Below are 13,690 nucleotides of genomic sequence, written 5' to 3'. Positions count from 1 at the left end.
CCAGATGGAAATATTGCCGAAAAAGTTAAATTTATTTTTTATTTTCAGAACTATGCAACGCGGTCATGCGGGTCTTCACCCTTGAAATAGGCGTCTAAATTGTCCAGCGCACGATACCCCATGGCATCTCGGGTCTCTTCGGTGGCAGAGCCGATGTGCGGCAACATGAAAATATTCTGCAATGCGGCAAGCTTTGGATTTCCGCCTGGCTCTGTTTGAAACACATCCAAACCAGCCGCGAACAATTTACCTGACATCAAAGCATCAATGAGAGCGGATTCGTCAACCAATGCGCCCCGCGCCGTGTTCACCAAAATCGCCCGATCAGGCAAAAGCGCGAGGGTTTTTGCGTTGATAATTCCAGCGTTTTCAGCGGTCGATGGACAATGAAGGCTCAACACGTCGGAACAGCCGAGTAGTCCTTCGAGGGTGTCGTGGTAGATCGCCCCTTTTTCGAGATGCTCGGGCAGACGGCGGCGGTTGTGGTAATGGATTTCCATTCCAAACCCACGCGCCCGTTCAGCGGTGACTTGACCGACCCGCCCCATGCCCAGAACGCCAAACCGTTTGGCCGTCACCTGACGCCCCACCATGAAAGCGGGCGACCAGAAGTTCCACTGACCAGAGCGCACCATAGCGTCGCCTTCGGCCCCGCGCCGCGCAGCACCGAGCATGCAGAGCATCGCGATTTCGGCGGTCGCATCTGACAGCACATCAGGGGTGTTGGTGACGACAATGCCAGCCGCTTTGGCCGCGGCAAGGTCAACGTGATCGGTGCCGACCGAATGGTTGGCGATAATCTTTAGCCCCGCGCCGATTTCCGAGATCACATCGGCACTGAAATGTTCGGAATGGCAGGGCAGAACGGCGTCAACGGTGCGACAGGCCGCGATCAGTTCATCGCGGGTGAACAGACGGTCCTCGGGGTTAAAGGTCACGTCATAGTCACGCGCCGCACGCGCCTCCACGTCAGGTCGTAGTTTACGCGTAATCAGCAGTTTCGGCTTGGTCACGGTCGTCTCCTTTGTGGGGCGCGGCGGTTCGTATCGTTAGATGTGAAGCGAGGATTTACCCCGCAGCACGAAGACGTTTGATGAGCGATGACGTATCCCAACGCCCGCCGCCCATCTTTTGAACGTCCTTATAAAACTGATCGACCAGCGCTGTGACGGGCAGGCTCGCCCCTGTTTCATCGGCAGTCGACAGGCAAATACCAAGGTCCTTGCGCATCCAATCTACGGCAAAGCCATGTTCGAAATGGTCGTCGATCATGGTTTGATAGCGGTTGGACATTTGCCAGCTGCCTGCGGCGCCTTGGCTGATAACTTCGACCACGGATGCACCGTCGAGACCTGCTTTTCCCGCAAAGTGCAGCGCCTCGGACAGACCCTGAACGAGGCCCGCGATGGCGATCTGGTTGCACATCTTGGTCATCTGGCCCGCGCCAGAGTCACCGATGCGACGGCAGATACGGGCGTAAGAGGCAATCACGGGCTCAGCTGTGTCATATTGCGCCTGAACACCACCACACATGACCGACAGGACGCCATTTTCGGCACCCGCCTGCCCGCCCGAAACGGGCGCGTCCACGAAGCCAAGGCCGAGAGCCTCAGCAGCGGCAAACATTTCGCGGGTCACCGCAGCAGACACGGTGGTGTGGTCTACAAAAATCGCGCCCTTCGACATGCCCGCAAAGGCACCATCCGCACCCGTGCACACGCCGCGCAAATCGTCGTCATTGCCGACGCAGGCGAATACAATGTCCGCACCCTCAGCGGCCTCTCGCGGGGTGGCTGCCATCGCGCCTCCATGCTGCGCGACCCATTTTTCGGCCTTTGCCGCAGTGCGGTTATAAACGGTGACGTCATGCCCCTTGGCCTGCAAATGGCCCGCCATCGGGTAACCCATCACGCCAAGCCCTAAAAATGCTACCTTTGTCATCGGCATCCTCCCTCATTCGAATTCTTGGAATTGGTGAATAGTTAGGTCTAATTTTGCAAGCACAAAACTTTTTGCATTTGCAGCGTTTCGGGCGTCATTCCTGATCGCCCTCAACGGCCTTATTTTCGGCCCTGTCATCACATCAAGGCCAGCCATAACCCGAGCGGCAAAACGATCAGGCTGCCGAAATGACCTGCGACAACCATCGAGGCGACCTTGTTCGGCTCGGCGTTGTATTTGTCGGCGAGCATGTAGTTGAACACAGCGGACGGCAGACAGGCAAACAGGATCAGAGCGCCGCGTTCGATCCCTTCGAGCGGAATGACCAACAATATGATATAACAGGCAAAAAGCCGGGCCAGCGTGGTAAGAGCGGTGCCCCGCACGCCGACCCCGAGATCGCTGATTTCACTTGTGGACAGCCGAGCACCGAGTGACAAGAGCATCGTCGGCACGAGGATATTCCCGATCATCGTCAGCGGTGTATCAACCCATTTCGGGAAGGTCAGGCCAAGCTGTGAAACGGCTATTCCCGCAACCGTCGCCCAGACAAGAGGATTGGTGAACACGATCCGCCAATGGGTTCGACCGCTCATCACGCCCGCGCCAAGCGTGAAATGAAGGATATTGGAGAGGACGAGCAAAACCACTGCAATCGGCAGTCCTTCGGGCCCAAACGCAAGCACGATCAGAGGAATACCAACAGGTCCGACATTTCCGAACATGACGCAGGGCAAAAGGGATCGCCAATTCGCGCCCGAGAACCGAGCGAAAGGGAAGACCAATACACCACTGGCGATAATCAGCAGAACCGAAGCCATTGCAAACGTCGCAGCAGACATCGGATCGAAGTCTTTATCGGAGAGCGAGGTGAAAATTAAAACTGGAAGCGCGATATCGACGATCATGCGGTTTATGCCAGATAAATCAGGCTTTACCGCGCGACTGTAAACAAATCCGACCGAGATGATGATGAAGATGGGCAGGACAACTTCGAGAATTTGGAAAATCATGTGTCCCGCATTTCTTTAGACCGCTCGCTTTGGTTCAATAGGGCAGTGGTTTCCCATGTACCGTCAAGGCACAAACTTTCATGAAACAGAGCGGGTTCACAGTCGGGCAAGTGTGCCCAGCAACGGCGGTCCCCGTTTTCGTTTGCGTAAAGGGGGACACTCTGTTAGACGGCGGATGCAATCTGAATTTCGACACTGTTCCTTACCCGGCCCAGCTATTCGACGTTGAGCTGCCGGCGGCGTCGCGTTTTGCGGACGCCTTAACATAAAGGAACTACACCATGGCTAATGGTACCGTAAAATGGTTTAACTCGACCAAAGGCTTCGGCTTCATTGAAGTTGAAGGCGCACGTAACGACGTTTTCGTTCACATCTCCGCTGTTGAGCGCGCTGGCCTGACCGGTCTGAAAGACGGTCAAGCGGTTACTTTCGACATCGAATCCGGCCGTGACGGTCGTGAGTCGGCTTCGAACCTCGCTCTGGCATAATCGCCGATCGAATATGTCCTTCGGGACCGGAACAGGGCGCAGTTTTGCGCCCTGTTTTCGTTTGAGCCTTATGCTGCGTGGACATTCGGCCCCCTCTCTGGCACTCTGCATCTCAGAGGCAAATCAGCCCAACAAAACCCACGCTGATGGGTGGGGCGTTTAATCGGCAGAGGTTTTCAATGGTCCGTTTTGTGATGGCCGGAATGGCATGTTTGGCACTGATGTCTTGTGGCGGTGGACGCTCCGGTGCGTCTGGAGATATTGCGCGGGCCTGTATGTCGAGCCATCGTTCCGCAGCGAACCCTGCCCTGTGTTCCTGTATTCAGCGCGCTGCGAACCAGACCCTGCGCGGGTCGGACCAATCGCGTGCAGCGGAACTGTTCGGCGATCCGCAAAAAGCCCAAGATACGCGCCAATCCGATAACCCCGCGACCGAGGCGTTTTGGCTGCGCTATAAGAACTTCGCTCAGACCGCCGAAACCATGTGCCGTGGCTGATCGTTAGATCGAGCCTGCATCCACAACGTAGTTCGTCGCCGTGCACATCTTTGCGTCGTCAGAGGCAAGGAACAGCACCATGCGTGCGACGTAAACCGGATCAATCAGATCGGGCAGGCACTGACGTTCTTTGTGTTTCGCGATGCCTTCGGGCGTAACCCAGAGCTGTTTCTGACGTTCGGTCATAATCCAACCAGGCACCACGGTGTTCACACGGATGCGATGCGGGCCAAGGTCACGCGCCATGCCGCGAGTCATCCCGTGCACAGCGGCCTTTGCGGTGGTGTAAGAGGGCATACCGCCTGCGGCTTCCCACCAGCTGTTTGAGCCCATGTTGATGATCGAGCCGCCGCCTTTGGAGATCATGCCGTCGGCTACGGCTTGGATCGCGAAGAACATATGGCGCAGGTTTGTCGCCTGACGCTGGTCCCAGTATTCGGGCGTGACATCGCGCCAATCGTGACGGTCATCGCGAGCAGCGTTGTTCACGAGAACGTCCGCATAGCCGACCTCATTCTCAAGCGCGGCAAATGCCACACGGAGGGCTTCGATATCTGTGAGATCGGCAGCCGCAAAGGTCAGATCGCCGTCAACCTCGTCCATAAGTTTCACGGCAGCGTCCTCATCGATGTCGATAAAGCCGACCTGCGCGCCTTGGGCAGCAAAAGCCCGCACAATATCCGCACCAATGCCTGACGCACCGCCTGTGACGAAAACGACTTTGTCTTTTAGGCTCGGGTAGTTTGCGAATGTCATTCGTATTCTCCTTATTTGTGCGGACCATTTCACACCACGGCGCAAACGACAACTTGCCCGTTGCGCCCTGCCCGCGTAAGGAAAGGTCATGCTAAAGACCCGTATCATTCCCTGCCTAGATGTCGCTGATGGCCGCGTGGTCAAGGGCGTCAATTTCGTTGACCTCATTGACGCCGGTGATCCCGTCGAAGCTGCAAAGGCGTATGACGCCGCAGGTGCGGACGAACTGTGTTTCCTCGACATTCATGCGACCCATGAAAACCGTGGCACGATGTTCGATCTGGTGACCCGCACGGCTGAAGCCTGCTTTATGCCCCTGACGGTGGGCGGCGGTGTTCGGACGCACAATGACGTTCGGGCGCTTCTTCTCGCGGGGGCGGATAAGGTGTCGTTCAATTCGGCTGCTGTTGCTGACCCTGATGTGCTAACGGACGCCGCGATGCGGTTCGGGTCGCAATGCATCGTCTGTGCGATCGACGCGAAAACCGTTGAACCCGGCCGATGGGAGATTTTCACTCACGGCGGACGCAAGCCCACAGGCATTGATGCAGTCGAGTTTGCAATCACCGCGATGGAGAAAGGCGCAGGGGAAATCCTGCTGACCTCAATGGATCGCGACGGCACCAAGGCGGGCTTTAACCTGCCCCTGACCAAAGCCATTTCGGACGCAGTGGATATTCCCGTGATTGCTTCGGGCGGTGTGGGGAACCTTGATCACCTAGTTGAAGGTGTGACCAAAGGTGGTGCGTCGGCTGTGCTGGCCGCGTCGATTTTCCACTTCGGCACCTACACAATCGGTGAGGCCAAAGAACACATGGCCGCTGCCGGCATTCCAGTGAGGCTCTGATGTCGCTCTACGATCTCGATAAAACCATCCAGTCGCGCAAGGGCGCTGACCCAGAGAGCTCTTGGACAGCCAAGCTGTTTTCCAAAGGCCCTGAAAAATGCGCTGAGAAATTTGGCGAAGAGGCCGTTGAGGCGATCATTGAAGCGGTCAAAGGCGACCGTGAAAAGCTGATCGGAGAAGCGGCGGATAGTCTCTATCACCTGTTGGTGATGTGTGCGGCCCGCGATGTGACGCTCTCTGATATTGAGGCAGAGCTGGACAAACGCACGTCGCAGTCTGGCATCGCCGAAAAGGCATCACGCGGATAAAACGTCGGGCAGGAGATCACTCTCCTGCCCGTTTTCGTTTTACTGAAGTGCAGCGTCCGTGATCGCATGGGTCCATGCGCCCGTCGGTTCAACGGTGATCACAGGATCAGAGCCGCCAGCCAACAGGGTCGCAACAGTGCGTTCATAGTCCGCAACATCCAACGCGCCATTCGATCCAGCGGTCAGTTTCGCAACTTCACCCATCATGTAGATCTGGTGCTCTTCGGTCTGTGCGCCTGTCTCGTCGTTGTCGAGAACGATCATGGCTGCGTCTTCTGGGTTCTCTTCAGCCCATTTCCAGCCCTGCATCGATGCACGAACAAAGCGGACCATTTTGTCAGCAAATGCCGGATCGTTGAGGTTCTCTTCGAGGACATAGAGACCGTCCTCAAGGGTTGCGACGCCCACGTCTTCGTACTTGAAGGTGACGAGTTCATCGGGTGAAACGCCAGCCTCAAGCACCTGACCGAATTCGTTATAGGTCATGGTAGAGATACAATCGGCCTGACGCTGCAACAGTGGATCGACGTTGAAGCCCTGCTTCAGGACGGTCACGCCACCCTCGCCGCCGTCGGTCGAGATACCCTCTTGGCTCATCCACGACAGGAACGGATATTCGTTGCCGTAGAACCAAACGCCGATGGTGTGACCAGGGAAGTCAGCAGGGCCAGTGATGCCGCTGTCTTTCCAGCAGGTCAGCATAAGGCCCGAGGATTTATAGGGCTGTGCAATGTTCACGATCGGCAAACCTTTTTCGCGAGCCGCGAGCGCCGAGGGCAGCCAGTCGATCATCACATCGGCGCCGCCACCAGCGAGCACCTGACCCGGTGCTATGTCGGGACCACCTGCGAGGATCGTCACGTCCAGCCCTTCGGCCTCGTAAAAGCCCTGCTCTAGCGCGACGTAGTAGCCTGCGAACTGAGCTTGGGTGACCCACTTCAACTGAAGCGTCACATCGTCTGCAAAGGCTGTGGTGGCGGTGCAAAGGGCGGCCACGGCGCCGATCATATAGGTCTTCATTGGGTTACTCCTTGTTGGTGGTGATCCGACTTTTGCGCCGGTTAGTGTTTTCGTTGCGATGGGTGCCAGAAGGTCACCCATTGCTCGATCTTTGCGACCAGCCCGTAAAATAGGCTGCCCGCGATTGCAGCGACAACGATCTCTGCCCAGACCATATCAAGGGCCAACTGACCGACCGATGTCGAAATTCTAAATCCCATGCCCAAAACAGGTGAGCCGAAAAATTCGGCTACAATCGCGCCAATGAGCGCCAAAGATGTCGCAATTTTGAGCCCGTTGAAAACAAAGGGCATGGCAGCAGGGATGCGGAGTTTCAAAAGCGTTTGCGTGTAGGATGCGCCATAGGTGCGCATCAGATCGCGCTGCATCGTCGAGGTGTCGCGCAGACCCGCGACTGTGTTCACCAGCATAGGGAAGAACACCATGACCACGACGACCGCAGCCTTGGACTGCCAATCAAAGCCGAACCACATCACGAGGATGGGTGCGGTGCCCACAATAGGCAAAGCCGCGACGAAGTTGCCGACAGGCAAGAGGCCACGGCGCAGGAAATCGTAGCGGTCCACGACAATCGCCACGAGGAAGGCCGCGCCACAGCCGATCACATAGCCGCTGAACGCGCCTTTGACGAAGGTCTGGAAAAAGTCGGCCCAGAGGATCGTGAGGTTCGCACCAAAGGCCGCCGCGATGGCCGTGGGCGCTGGCAGGATCACGGCGGAAATGTTCAGCCCCGTAACCAAAAGCTCCCAGATGATCAGCACAGTTGCACCGAAAATCAGCGGCACGCCGATTTGCGCGGCAGAGGTTTTGGCGGCGCGACCATTGGCGATCACAGCGTTCAGGCCCCAGCCCATGGCCCAGATCAGAGCGGCAAAGAGGACGTAGATCATGCCTGCACTCCCATCCGTTTAAGGGTGCGGGCCTCAATCCAGCCAATCAGCGCCACCAAGAGCGCCGCCATACCAGCGGCAAAGAACAGCGCCGCCCAGATTTGTTCGGTCTGGCCATAATACGACCCGCCCAGCATCCGCGCACCTAGCCCGCCACGCTGCACAGGCAGTTCACCAACGATAGCCCCGACGAGCGATGCCGCGATGCCGACCTTGAGCGAGGTAAACAGATAAGGCACCGAGGACGGCAGGCGGAGCTTCCAGAAGGTCGCCCCTTGGCCAGCGTGGTAGGTGTGGAGGAGGTCCAACTGCATCGCATCGGGGCTCCGCAGACCTTTGACCATGCCGACAACGACAGGGAAGAAGGACAGATAGGCGCTGATGACGGCTTTGGGTATCAGGCCTTGGATGCCAAAGGAATAAAGGACCACGATGATCATTGGGGCCAGAGCCACAATCGGGATCGTCTGGCTGACAATCGCCCAAGGCATGACCGACATATCCATGGTTTTGCTGTGCACGATACCAACGGCGAGCAGGACGCCGAGGCCCGCACCAATGGCAAAGCCGACAACGGTCGCGGATAGCGTGACCCAGCCGTGATAGATCAGCGATTTATTCGACAGGCTGCCCGAGTTCACGATGCCACGGCGGCCATAGACCTCTTCGGTCCAAGTGCTGTCCCAAAGTTCTGCCACGATCTGATGTGGTGCGGGCAGACGGGCGCGTTCGACCGACCAGCTCCCCGCTAGGGTATCGGTGTTTTGCAACATCAGGGAAAAACGTCCAACCTCTGCACGGGCGCGGGCGTTGTCAGGGGTCACTACGGCCCCTGCCCGTTCGGCTGCGGTGAGCGTTTCCTGTACGTTCATCGGGATACAGGCGACATACCAGAGCGCCATGATCGCGAGGACGACAGTCAGGATCGGGCCAGCCTTAGTCATCCAGATGCCCCGCACGCAGGCCTTCGCGAACGCGGTGGGCGATTTCGATGAACTCTGCGCTGTCACGGATATCCAAAGGACGTTCGCGCGGCAGGGTGCTTTCTATCACATCGGTGATCCGACCCGGACGGGGTGACATCACGACGATCTTGGTCGAGAGATAGACCGCCTCGGGGATGGAGTGGGTGACGAAGCCGATGGTTTTTTCCGTGCGGGCCCAGAGTTTCAAAAGCTCTTCGTTCAGTTTATCGCGGACGATTTCATCGAGCGCACCAAAGGGTTCATCCATCAACAAAATATCGGCATCAAAAGCCAAAGCGCGGGCAATGGACGCCCGCTGCTGCATCCCACCAGAGAGCTGCCACGGGAATTTCTTTTCGAACCCTGTGAGGTCCACGAGATCGAGCGTCTTTTTCACACGCTCGGCTTGATCCTCTTTGGAAAAGCCCATGATTTCGAGAGGCAGGCGAATGTTGCCCCCGATAGTACGCCAAGGATAAAGACCCGCCGCCTGAAACACGTAGCCATAGGCCCGCGCCTTGCGAGCCTCGTCGGGGGTCATGCCGTTGACGGACAACGTTCCGCCCGTCGGATGTTCCAGCCCCGCGATGCAGCGCAGAAACGTCGTTTTACCGCAGCCAGATGGCCCGATGAATGAAACGAAATCGCCTTTCTCAATGGTCAGGTTGACGTCGCGAAGGGCATGAACGGGCCCGTCGTTGGTCTGAAAGGTAAGGTTGAGGCCTTTGGCTTCGATGACACTCATCAGGTCTTCTTCTTTCTTCTTATACGCCCGTTGCCGGGATACCGCTGCGTTCGACAGGACGCGGTGCGGTCAGTTCTTTCCACGTGGACAGGGCCTTGTTCACGGCGGTGTTTGGACCGCGTTTCACGAACTCACCATGACCTTCTTGGGTGCGGATTTCTCCATCATGGATGGCCACATGCCCACGGGTCAAAGTGAAACGTGGCAGGCCCTTCACCGTCTGTCCCTCGAACACGTTATAATCGATTGCCGACTGTTGCGAAGAGGCGGAAATGGTCTTTTCTTTCTCTGGGTCCCACACAACGAGGTCTGCATCGGCCCCAACAAGAACAGCACCTTTTTTCGGGTAGCAGTTCAGAATTTTCGCGATATTCGTTGAGGTTACAGCGACAAATTCATTCGGGGTTAGGCGGCCTGTGTTAACGCCATGTGTCCAGAGCATCGGCATACGGTCCTCTAGGCCACCCGTGCCGTTCGGGATCTTGGTAAAGTCCCCAACGCCGTAGCGTTTTTGATCCGTGGTAAAGGCGCAGTGGTCTGTCGCCACAACCGAGAGCGACCCAGATTGCAGGCCCGCCCATAGGCTGTCCTGATGTTTCTTATTGCGGAACGGAGGGGACATGACGCGGCGCGCGGCATGGTCCCAGTCAGGGTTAAAGTATTCGCTTTCATCCAAGGTCAGGTGCTGGATCAGCGGTTCACCCCAAACCCGTTTGCCGTTCATACGCGCACGGCGGATGGCCTCGTGGGCTTCTTCGCAGGAGGTGTGCACGACATAAAGAGGCACGCCCGCCATATCAGCGATCATAATCGCGCGGTTGGTGGCTTCACCTTCGACCTGAGACGGGCGGGAATAGGCATGGGCCTCGGGGCCTGTATTGCCTTCGCGCAAAAGCTTGGCCGAGAGTTCGGCAACAACGTCCCCGTTTTCAGCGTGCACCATAGCGATGCCGCCCAGTTCAGCGAGACGCTGGAACGAGGCATACATTTCGTCGTCGTTCACCATCAACGCGCCCTTATAGGCCATGAAGTGTTTGAACGTGTTGATGCCGCGATCACGGATCACGGATTCCATTTCGTTAAAGACCTGTTCGCCCCACCACGTGACCGCCATGTGGAACGAGTAGTCACAGTTCGCGCGGGTTGATTTGTTGTCCCACATTTGCAGTGCATCGTGCAGCCCCTGCCCCGGAGATGGCAGCGCAAAGTCGACGACCATCGTCGTGCCACCGGCGAGCGCCGCACGGGTGCCGCTCTCGAAATCATCCGAGGAATAGGTGCCCATGAATGGCATTTCGAGGTGCGTATGAGGGTCGATACCACCCGGCATGACGTAGCACCCCGTGGCATCCAATTCCTTATCGCCCTTGAGCCCTTGCCCGATTGCGGTGATGACGCCACCCTCAATCAGGACGTCGGCCTTGTAAGTGAGGTCGGCGGTGACGATGGTGCCGTTTTTGATGACTGTGGTCATGGTCTTATCTCCCTCTTATTCGACGATGACCGCGCTTTCGAGCACGGCATGGAGCAGGACATCGGTGCCTGCCTTGGCCCACTCTGGGCTGATCTCTTCGGCCTCATTGTGCGACAGGCCATCGACGCAAGGACACATGACCATGGTCGCGGGGGCCACACGGGCCGCCCAGCAGGCATCATGCCCAGCGCCAGAGATGATGTTCATGTGGCTGTAGCCCAACCGCTCTGCCGCGTTGCGGACGTTCGACACGAGGTCAGGGGCAAAAGTGACGGGATCGAAGTGGCCGACCGCCTCGACTGAGCATCCGACGCCCAGTTCGGCTGCGATTTCAGCGCCGCGGGTTTCAATCTCTGCCCGCATCGCGTCGAGTTTGGCCTGATCGGGCGTGCGGATATCGACGGTAAAGACCACCTTACCCGGCAGCACGTTGCGCGAGTTCGGAGAGAACCGCATCTGGCCCACACCGCCCACAGCATTGGGCTGGTTTTTCATCGCGACCTCTTGGACCATTTCCAGAATGCGCGACATGGCGAGGCCCGCGTTCACACGCAGTGGCATAGGGGTAGAGCCCGTGTGCGCCTCTTTGCCCGTGAGGGTAAATTCGAGCCACCAAAGACCCTGACAATGGGTGACGACACCGATGTCTTTGCCCTCTGCCTCGAGGATCGGGCCTTGTTCGATGTGCAATTCGTAATAGGCATGCATCTTGCGGGCGCCAACCTCTTCGTCGCCCTTCCAACCGATCCGCGCGAGTTCATCGCCAAAGGACTTACCGTCGAGGTCGGTCCGCGCATAGGCGTAGTCCTGCGTATGCATCCCAGCAAACACACCAGAGGCTAGCATCGCAGGGGCGAACCGCGCGCCCTCTTCGTTGGTCCAGTTCACCACGACAATCGGGTGTTTGGTCTTGATACCGAGGTCATTCATCGTCCGAACGGCCTCAAGTGCGCCGAGCACGCCCAGAACACCATCGTATTTCCCACCCGTGGGCTGCGTGTCGAGGTGAGATCCCACATAAATCGGCAGAGCATCAGGATCAGTGCCTTCGCGGGTCATGAACATATTGCCCATGGTATCGACGCCCATCGTCATACCCGCCGCATCGCACCACGATTTGAACAGCGCGCGGCCTTCGGCGTCTTCGTCGGTCAAGGTCTGGCGATTACATCCGCCGGCGATCCCTGGACCGATCTTGGCCATCTCCATCAAGCTGTCCCAAAGTCGATCCCCATTTACGGTCAGATTGCCAGTAAGTGCAGCCATTCCTGTCTCCTGATGTCCGAGTCTCTTTTGACCAAGCGGTAAAAGCATCCTCATGCTGACCGCTTTTTTGATCAAAACAAAGTGCTAAAATTTCGAGCGTAAGCCCAATTCTGAACCGTTGCGCGGCAGGTTTCAGGCAGCTTGCCCAAGAAACAGGCAACCGCGCAACGTTTTTTCCTTACTCCGCAGCCTGTGCAGCGGGGTTGTTCGGGTGGGTCGTCCAGTTCGCATAGTCACCGCGTTTGCGGCCTGTGCGTTCGTCCAGCTCGCCCTTGGGCAGTTCGACCATGGTGATGCAGTCCTCAACAGGGCAGACATCCACGCATAGGTTACAGGCGACGCATTCGCTGTCGTCCACCTCGAACACGCGGCCCTCTTTCATCAGGATCGCTTGGTGGCTAGTGTCTTCGCAGGCGATGTAGCAGCGACCACATTTGATGCATGCATCTGGGTCGATCTTGGCCTTTGTGACGTAGTTCAGGTCGAGATACTGCCAATCGGTGACGTTCGGCGTGGCCATGCCGATAAAGTCGGCGGTCGATGTGTAGCCTTTGTCGTCCATCCATTCCGACAGACCACTGATCATCTCTTGGACGACCTTAAAGCCATAGGTCATCGCGGCGGTGCAGACCTGAACGTTACCCGCGCCGAGCGCCATGAACTCTGCCGCATCACGCCACGTGGTCACGCCACCGATGCCCGAAATGGGCAGGCCAGCGGTCTGCGGGTCACGGGCGATTTCGGCCACCATGTTCATCGCGATTGGTTTCACCGCAGGGCCACAGTAGCCGCCATGGGTGCCCTTGCCGCCGATGGTCGGTTGCGGGGCCATCAGGTCGAGGTCCACAGAGGTGATGGAGTTGATCGTGTTGATCAAAGACACCGCATCAGCGCCACCTGCCTTTGCGGCGCGGGCTGGGTTGCGGATATCGGTGATATTCGGCGTCAGCTTTACGATCACGGGTTTGGAATAGTATTTCTTGCACCATTCCGTGACCATTTGGATGTATTCAGGCACCTGCCCCACGGCAGCGCCCATCCCGCGTTCGGCCATGCCATGCGGACAGCCAAAGTTGAGTTCGATCCCATCGGCGCCTGTTTCCTCGACCATCGGCAGGATCGCTTTCCACGAGTCCTCATCACAAGGAACCATCAGCGACACGATCAACGCGCGGTCGGGGTAGTCCTTTTTCACGCGGGTGATTTCTTCGAGGTTGGTTTGCAGCGGACGGTCGGTGATCAGTTCGATGTTGTTCAACCCAAGGAGCCGTCGATCCGCGCCCCAGATCGCGCCATAGCGCGGGCCAGAGACGTTCACGACGGGCGGGCCTTCGGAGCCGAGCGTTTTCCACACGACACCGCCCCAACCTGCCTCATACGCACGGCGAACGTTGTATTCCTTGTCGGTCGGCGGCGCAGAGGCGAGCCAGAACGGGTTCGGGGAGGTAATACCCAAGAAGTTTGTCGTCAGATCGGCCAT

15 protein-coding genes are annotated in these 13,690 nt (G+C 57.7%); 4 read left to right on the top strand and 11 right to left on the bottom strand.

Annotated features, from left to right (window positions below; genetic code table 11):
* Positions 1-50: 50 nt before the first annotated feature.
* The 3 genes from BSK21_RS03895 to BSK21_RS03885 form a co-directional block, all read right to left on the bottom strand.
* Positions 51-1,013 (bottom strand): D-glycerate dehydrogenase, encoded by a 963-nt coding sequence (locus BSK21_RS03895; protein WP_067549597.1) that lies wholly within the window; start codon positions 1,011-1,013, stop codon positions 51-53.
* A 55-nt stretch (positions 1,014-1,068) separates the two neighbouring features.
* Positions 1,069-1,941, bottom strand: coding sequence for an NAD(P)-dependent oxidoreductase (locus tag BSK21_RS03890; protein ID WP_067549599.1), 873 nt, complete (start codon positions 1,939-1,941; stop codon positions 1,069-1,071).
* A 137-nt stretch (positions 1,942-2,078) separates the two neighbouring features.
* Positions 2,079-2,954, bottom strand: a complete 876-nt coding sequence (locus tag BSK21_RS03885; protein WP_067549601.1) for an AEC family transporter — start codon at positions 2,952-2,954, stop codon at positions 2,079-2,081.
* 281 nt (positions 2,955-3,235) lie between these two features.
* Between BSK21_RS03885 and BSK21_RS03875 the strand changes: the two genes are divergently transcribed.
* Positions 3,236-3,442, top strand: coding sequence for a cold-shock protein (locus BSK21_RS03875; protein WP_067549605.1), 207 nt, complete (start codon positions 3,236-3,238; stop codon positions 3,440-3,442).
* Positions 3,443-3,621: 179 nt separating this feature from the next.
* On the top strand, positions 3,622-3,939 hold the full coding sequence (locus BSK21_RS03870; RefSeq protein ID WP_067549607.1) for an arginine transporter: 318 nt from the start codon (positions 3,622-3,624) through the stop codon (positions 3,937-3,939).
* Between the two features lie 3 nt (positions 3,940-3,942).
* Here the strand turns inward: BSK21_RS03870 and BSK21_RS03865 are convergent, their stop codons facing one another.
* Entirely contained in the window at positions 3,943-4,695 is a 753-nt protein-coding gene (locus tag BSK21_RS03865) for an SDR family NAD(P)-dependent oxidoreductase (RefSeq protein ID WP_067549609.1), read from the bottom strand.
* Positions 4,696-4,783: 88 nt separating this feature from the next.
* Here BSK21_RS03865 and hisF point away from each other — a divergent pair, with 88 nt between their 5' ends.
* Together hisF and BSK21_RS03855 are read left to right on the top strand one after the other, a co-directional pair.
* Entirely contained in the window at positions 4,784-5,542 is a 759-nt protein-coding gene (hisF, locus tag BSK21_RS03860) for an imidazole glycerol phosphate synthase subunit HisF (protein ID WP_067549611.1), read from the top strand.
* Positions 5,539-5,850, top strand: coding sequence for a phosphoribosyl-ATP diphosphatase (locus BSK21_RS03855; RefSeq protein WP_197498160.1), 312 nt, complete (start codon positions 5,539-5,541; stop codon positions 5,848-5,850). Before hisF ends, BSK21_RS03855 begins: the two co-directional genes overlap by 4 nt.
* A gap of 39 nt (positions 5,851-5,889) precedes the next feature.
* Here the strand turns inward: BSK21_RS03855 and BSK21_RS03850 are convergent, their stop codons facing one another.
* The 7 genes from BSK21_RS03850 to preA all read right to left on the bottom strand — a co-directional run bounded on the left by BSK21_RS03850 (position 5,890) and on the right by preA (position 13,690).
* The gene (locus BSK21_RS03850) at positions 5,890-6,870 is read right to left on the bottom strand and encodes an ABC transporter substrate-binding protein (RefSeq protein ID WP_067549615.1); all 981 of its coding nucleotides are present in this window, start codon (positions 6,868-6,870) and stop codon (positions 5,890-5,892) included.
* Between the two features lie 41 nt (positions 6,871-6,911).
* On the bottom strand, positions 6,912-7,760 hold the full coding sequence (locus BSK21_RS03845; protein ID WP_067549617.1) for an ABC transporter permease: 849 nt from the start codon (positions 7,758-7,760) through the stop codon (positions 6,912-6,914).
* Complete coding sequence (locus BSK21_RS03840) at positions 7,757-8,704, bottom strand: ABC transporter permease (protein ID WP_067549619.1); 948 nt, start codon at positions 8,702-8,704, stop codon at positions 7,757-7,759. Before BSK21_RS03840 ends, BSK21_RS03845 begins: the two co-directional genes overlap by 4 nt.
* Positions 8,697-9,470 carry an ABC transporter ATP-binding protein gene (locus tag BSK21_RS03835; RefSeq protein WP_067549621.1) on the bottom strand — a complete coding sequence of 258 codons (774 nt, stop codon included), beginning with the start codon at positions 9,468-9,470 and terminating at the stop codon, positions 8,697-8,699. Before BSK21_RS03835 ends, BSK21_RS03840 begins: the two co-directional genes overlap by 8 nt.
* A 19-nt stretch (positions 9,471-9,489) precedes the next feature.
* Entirely contained in the window at positions 9,490-10,944 is a 1,455-nt protein-coding gene (gene hydA / locus BSK21_RS03830; protein WP_067549623.1) for a dihydropyrimidinase, read from the bottom strand.
* Positions 10,945-10,959: 15 nt separating this feature from the next.
* Positions 10,960-12,210: a Zn-dependent hydrolase gene (locus BSK21_RS03825; protein ID WP_156529568.1), complete on the bottom strand. Its 1,251-nt coding sequence runs from the start codon at positions 12,208-12,210 to the stop codon at positions 10,960-10,962.
* A 178-nt stretch (positions 12,211-12,388) separates the two neighbouring features.
* Positions 12,389-13,690 (bottom strand): NAD-dependent dihydropyrimidine dehydrogenase subunit PreA, encoded by a 1,302-nt coding sequence (preA, locus tag BSK21_RS03820; RefSeq protein ID WP_067549625.1) that lies wholly within the window; start codon positions 13,688-13,690, stop codon positions 12,389-12,391.

Source organism: Marivivens sp. JLT3646, assembly GCF_001908835.1.
In the GTDB taxonomy this organism is placed as follows: Bacteria; Pseudomonadota; Alphaproteobacteria; order Rhodobacterales; family Rhodobacteraceae; genus Marivivens; species Marivivens geojensis.
Note: the sequence above shows the minus strand (reverse complement) of the source record. Positions and strands in the feature narration are given on the sequence as shown.

Excerpts from the sequence above, each read along its gene's own strand:
- BSK21_RS03890 (WP_067549599.1), bottom strand. The coding sequence starts at position 1,941 with ATGACAAAGGTAGCATTTTTAGGGCTTGGCGTGATGGGTTACCCGATG.
- BSK21_RS03885 (WP_067549601.1), bottom strand. The coding sequence starts at position 2,954 with ATGATTTTCCAAATTCTCGAAGTTGTCCTGCCCATCTTCATCATCATC.
- BSK21_RS03875 (WP_067549605.1), top strand. The coding sequence starts at position 3,236 with ATGGCTAATGGTACCGTAAAATGGTTTAACTCGACCAAAGGCTTCGGC.
- BSK21_RS03870 (WP_067549607.1), top strand. The coding sequence starts at position 3,622 with ATGGTCCGTTTTGTGATGGCCGGAATGGCATGTTTGGCACTGATGTCT.
- BSK21_RS03865 (WP_067549609.1), bottom strand. The coding sequence starts at position 4,695 with ATGACATTCGCAAACTACCCGAGCCTAAAAGACAAAGTCGTTTTCGTC.
- hisF (WP_067549611.1), top strand. The coding sequence starts at position 4,784 with ATGCTAAAGACCCGTATCATTCCCTGCCTAGATGTCGCTGATGGCCGC.
- BSK21_RS03850 (WP_067549615.1), bottom strand. The coding sequence starts at position 6,870 with ATGAAGACCTATATGATCGGCGCCGTGGCCGCCCTTTGCACCGCCACC.
- BSK21_RS03845 (WP_067549617.1), bottom strand. The coding sequence starts at position 7,760 with ATGATCTACGTCCTCTTTGCCGCTCTGATCTGGGCCATGGGCTGGGGC.
- BSK21_RS03840 (WP_067549619.1), bottom strand. The coding sequence starts at position 8,704 with ATGACTAAGGCTGGCCCGATCCTGACTGTCGTCCTCGCGATCATGGCG.
- BSK21_RS03835 (WP_067549621.1), bottom strand. The coding sequence starts at position 9,470 with ATGAGTGTCATCGAAGCCAAAGGCCTCAACCTTACCTTTCAGACCAAC.
- hydA (WP_067549623.1), bottom strand. The coding sequence starts at position 10,944 with ATGACCACAGTCATCAAAAACGGCACCATCGTCACCGCCGACCTCACT.
- BSK21_RS03825 (WP_156529568.1), bottom strand. The coding sequence starts at position 12,210 with ATGGCTGCACTTACTGGCAATCTGACCGTAAATGGGGATCGACTTTGG.
- preA (WP_067549625.1), bottom strand. The coding sequence starts at position 13,690 with ATGGCCGATCTGACGACAAACTTCTTGGGTATTACCTCCCCGAACCCG.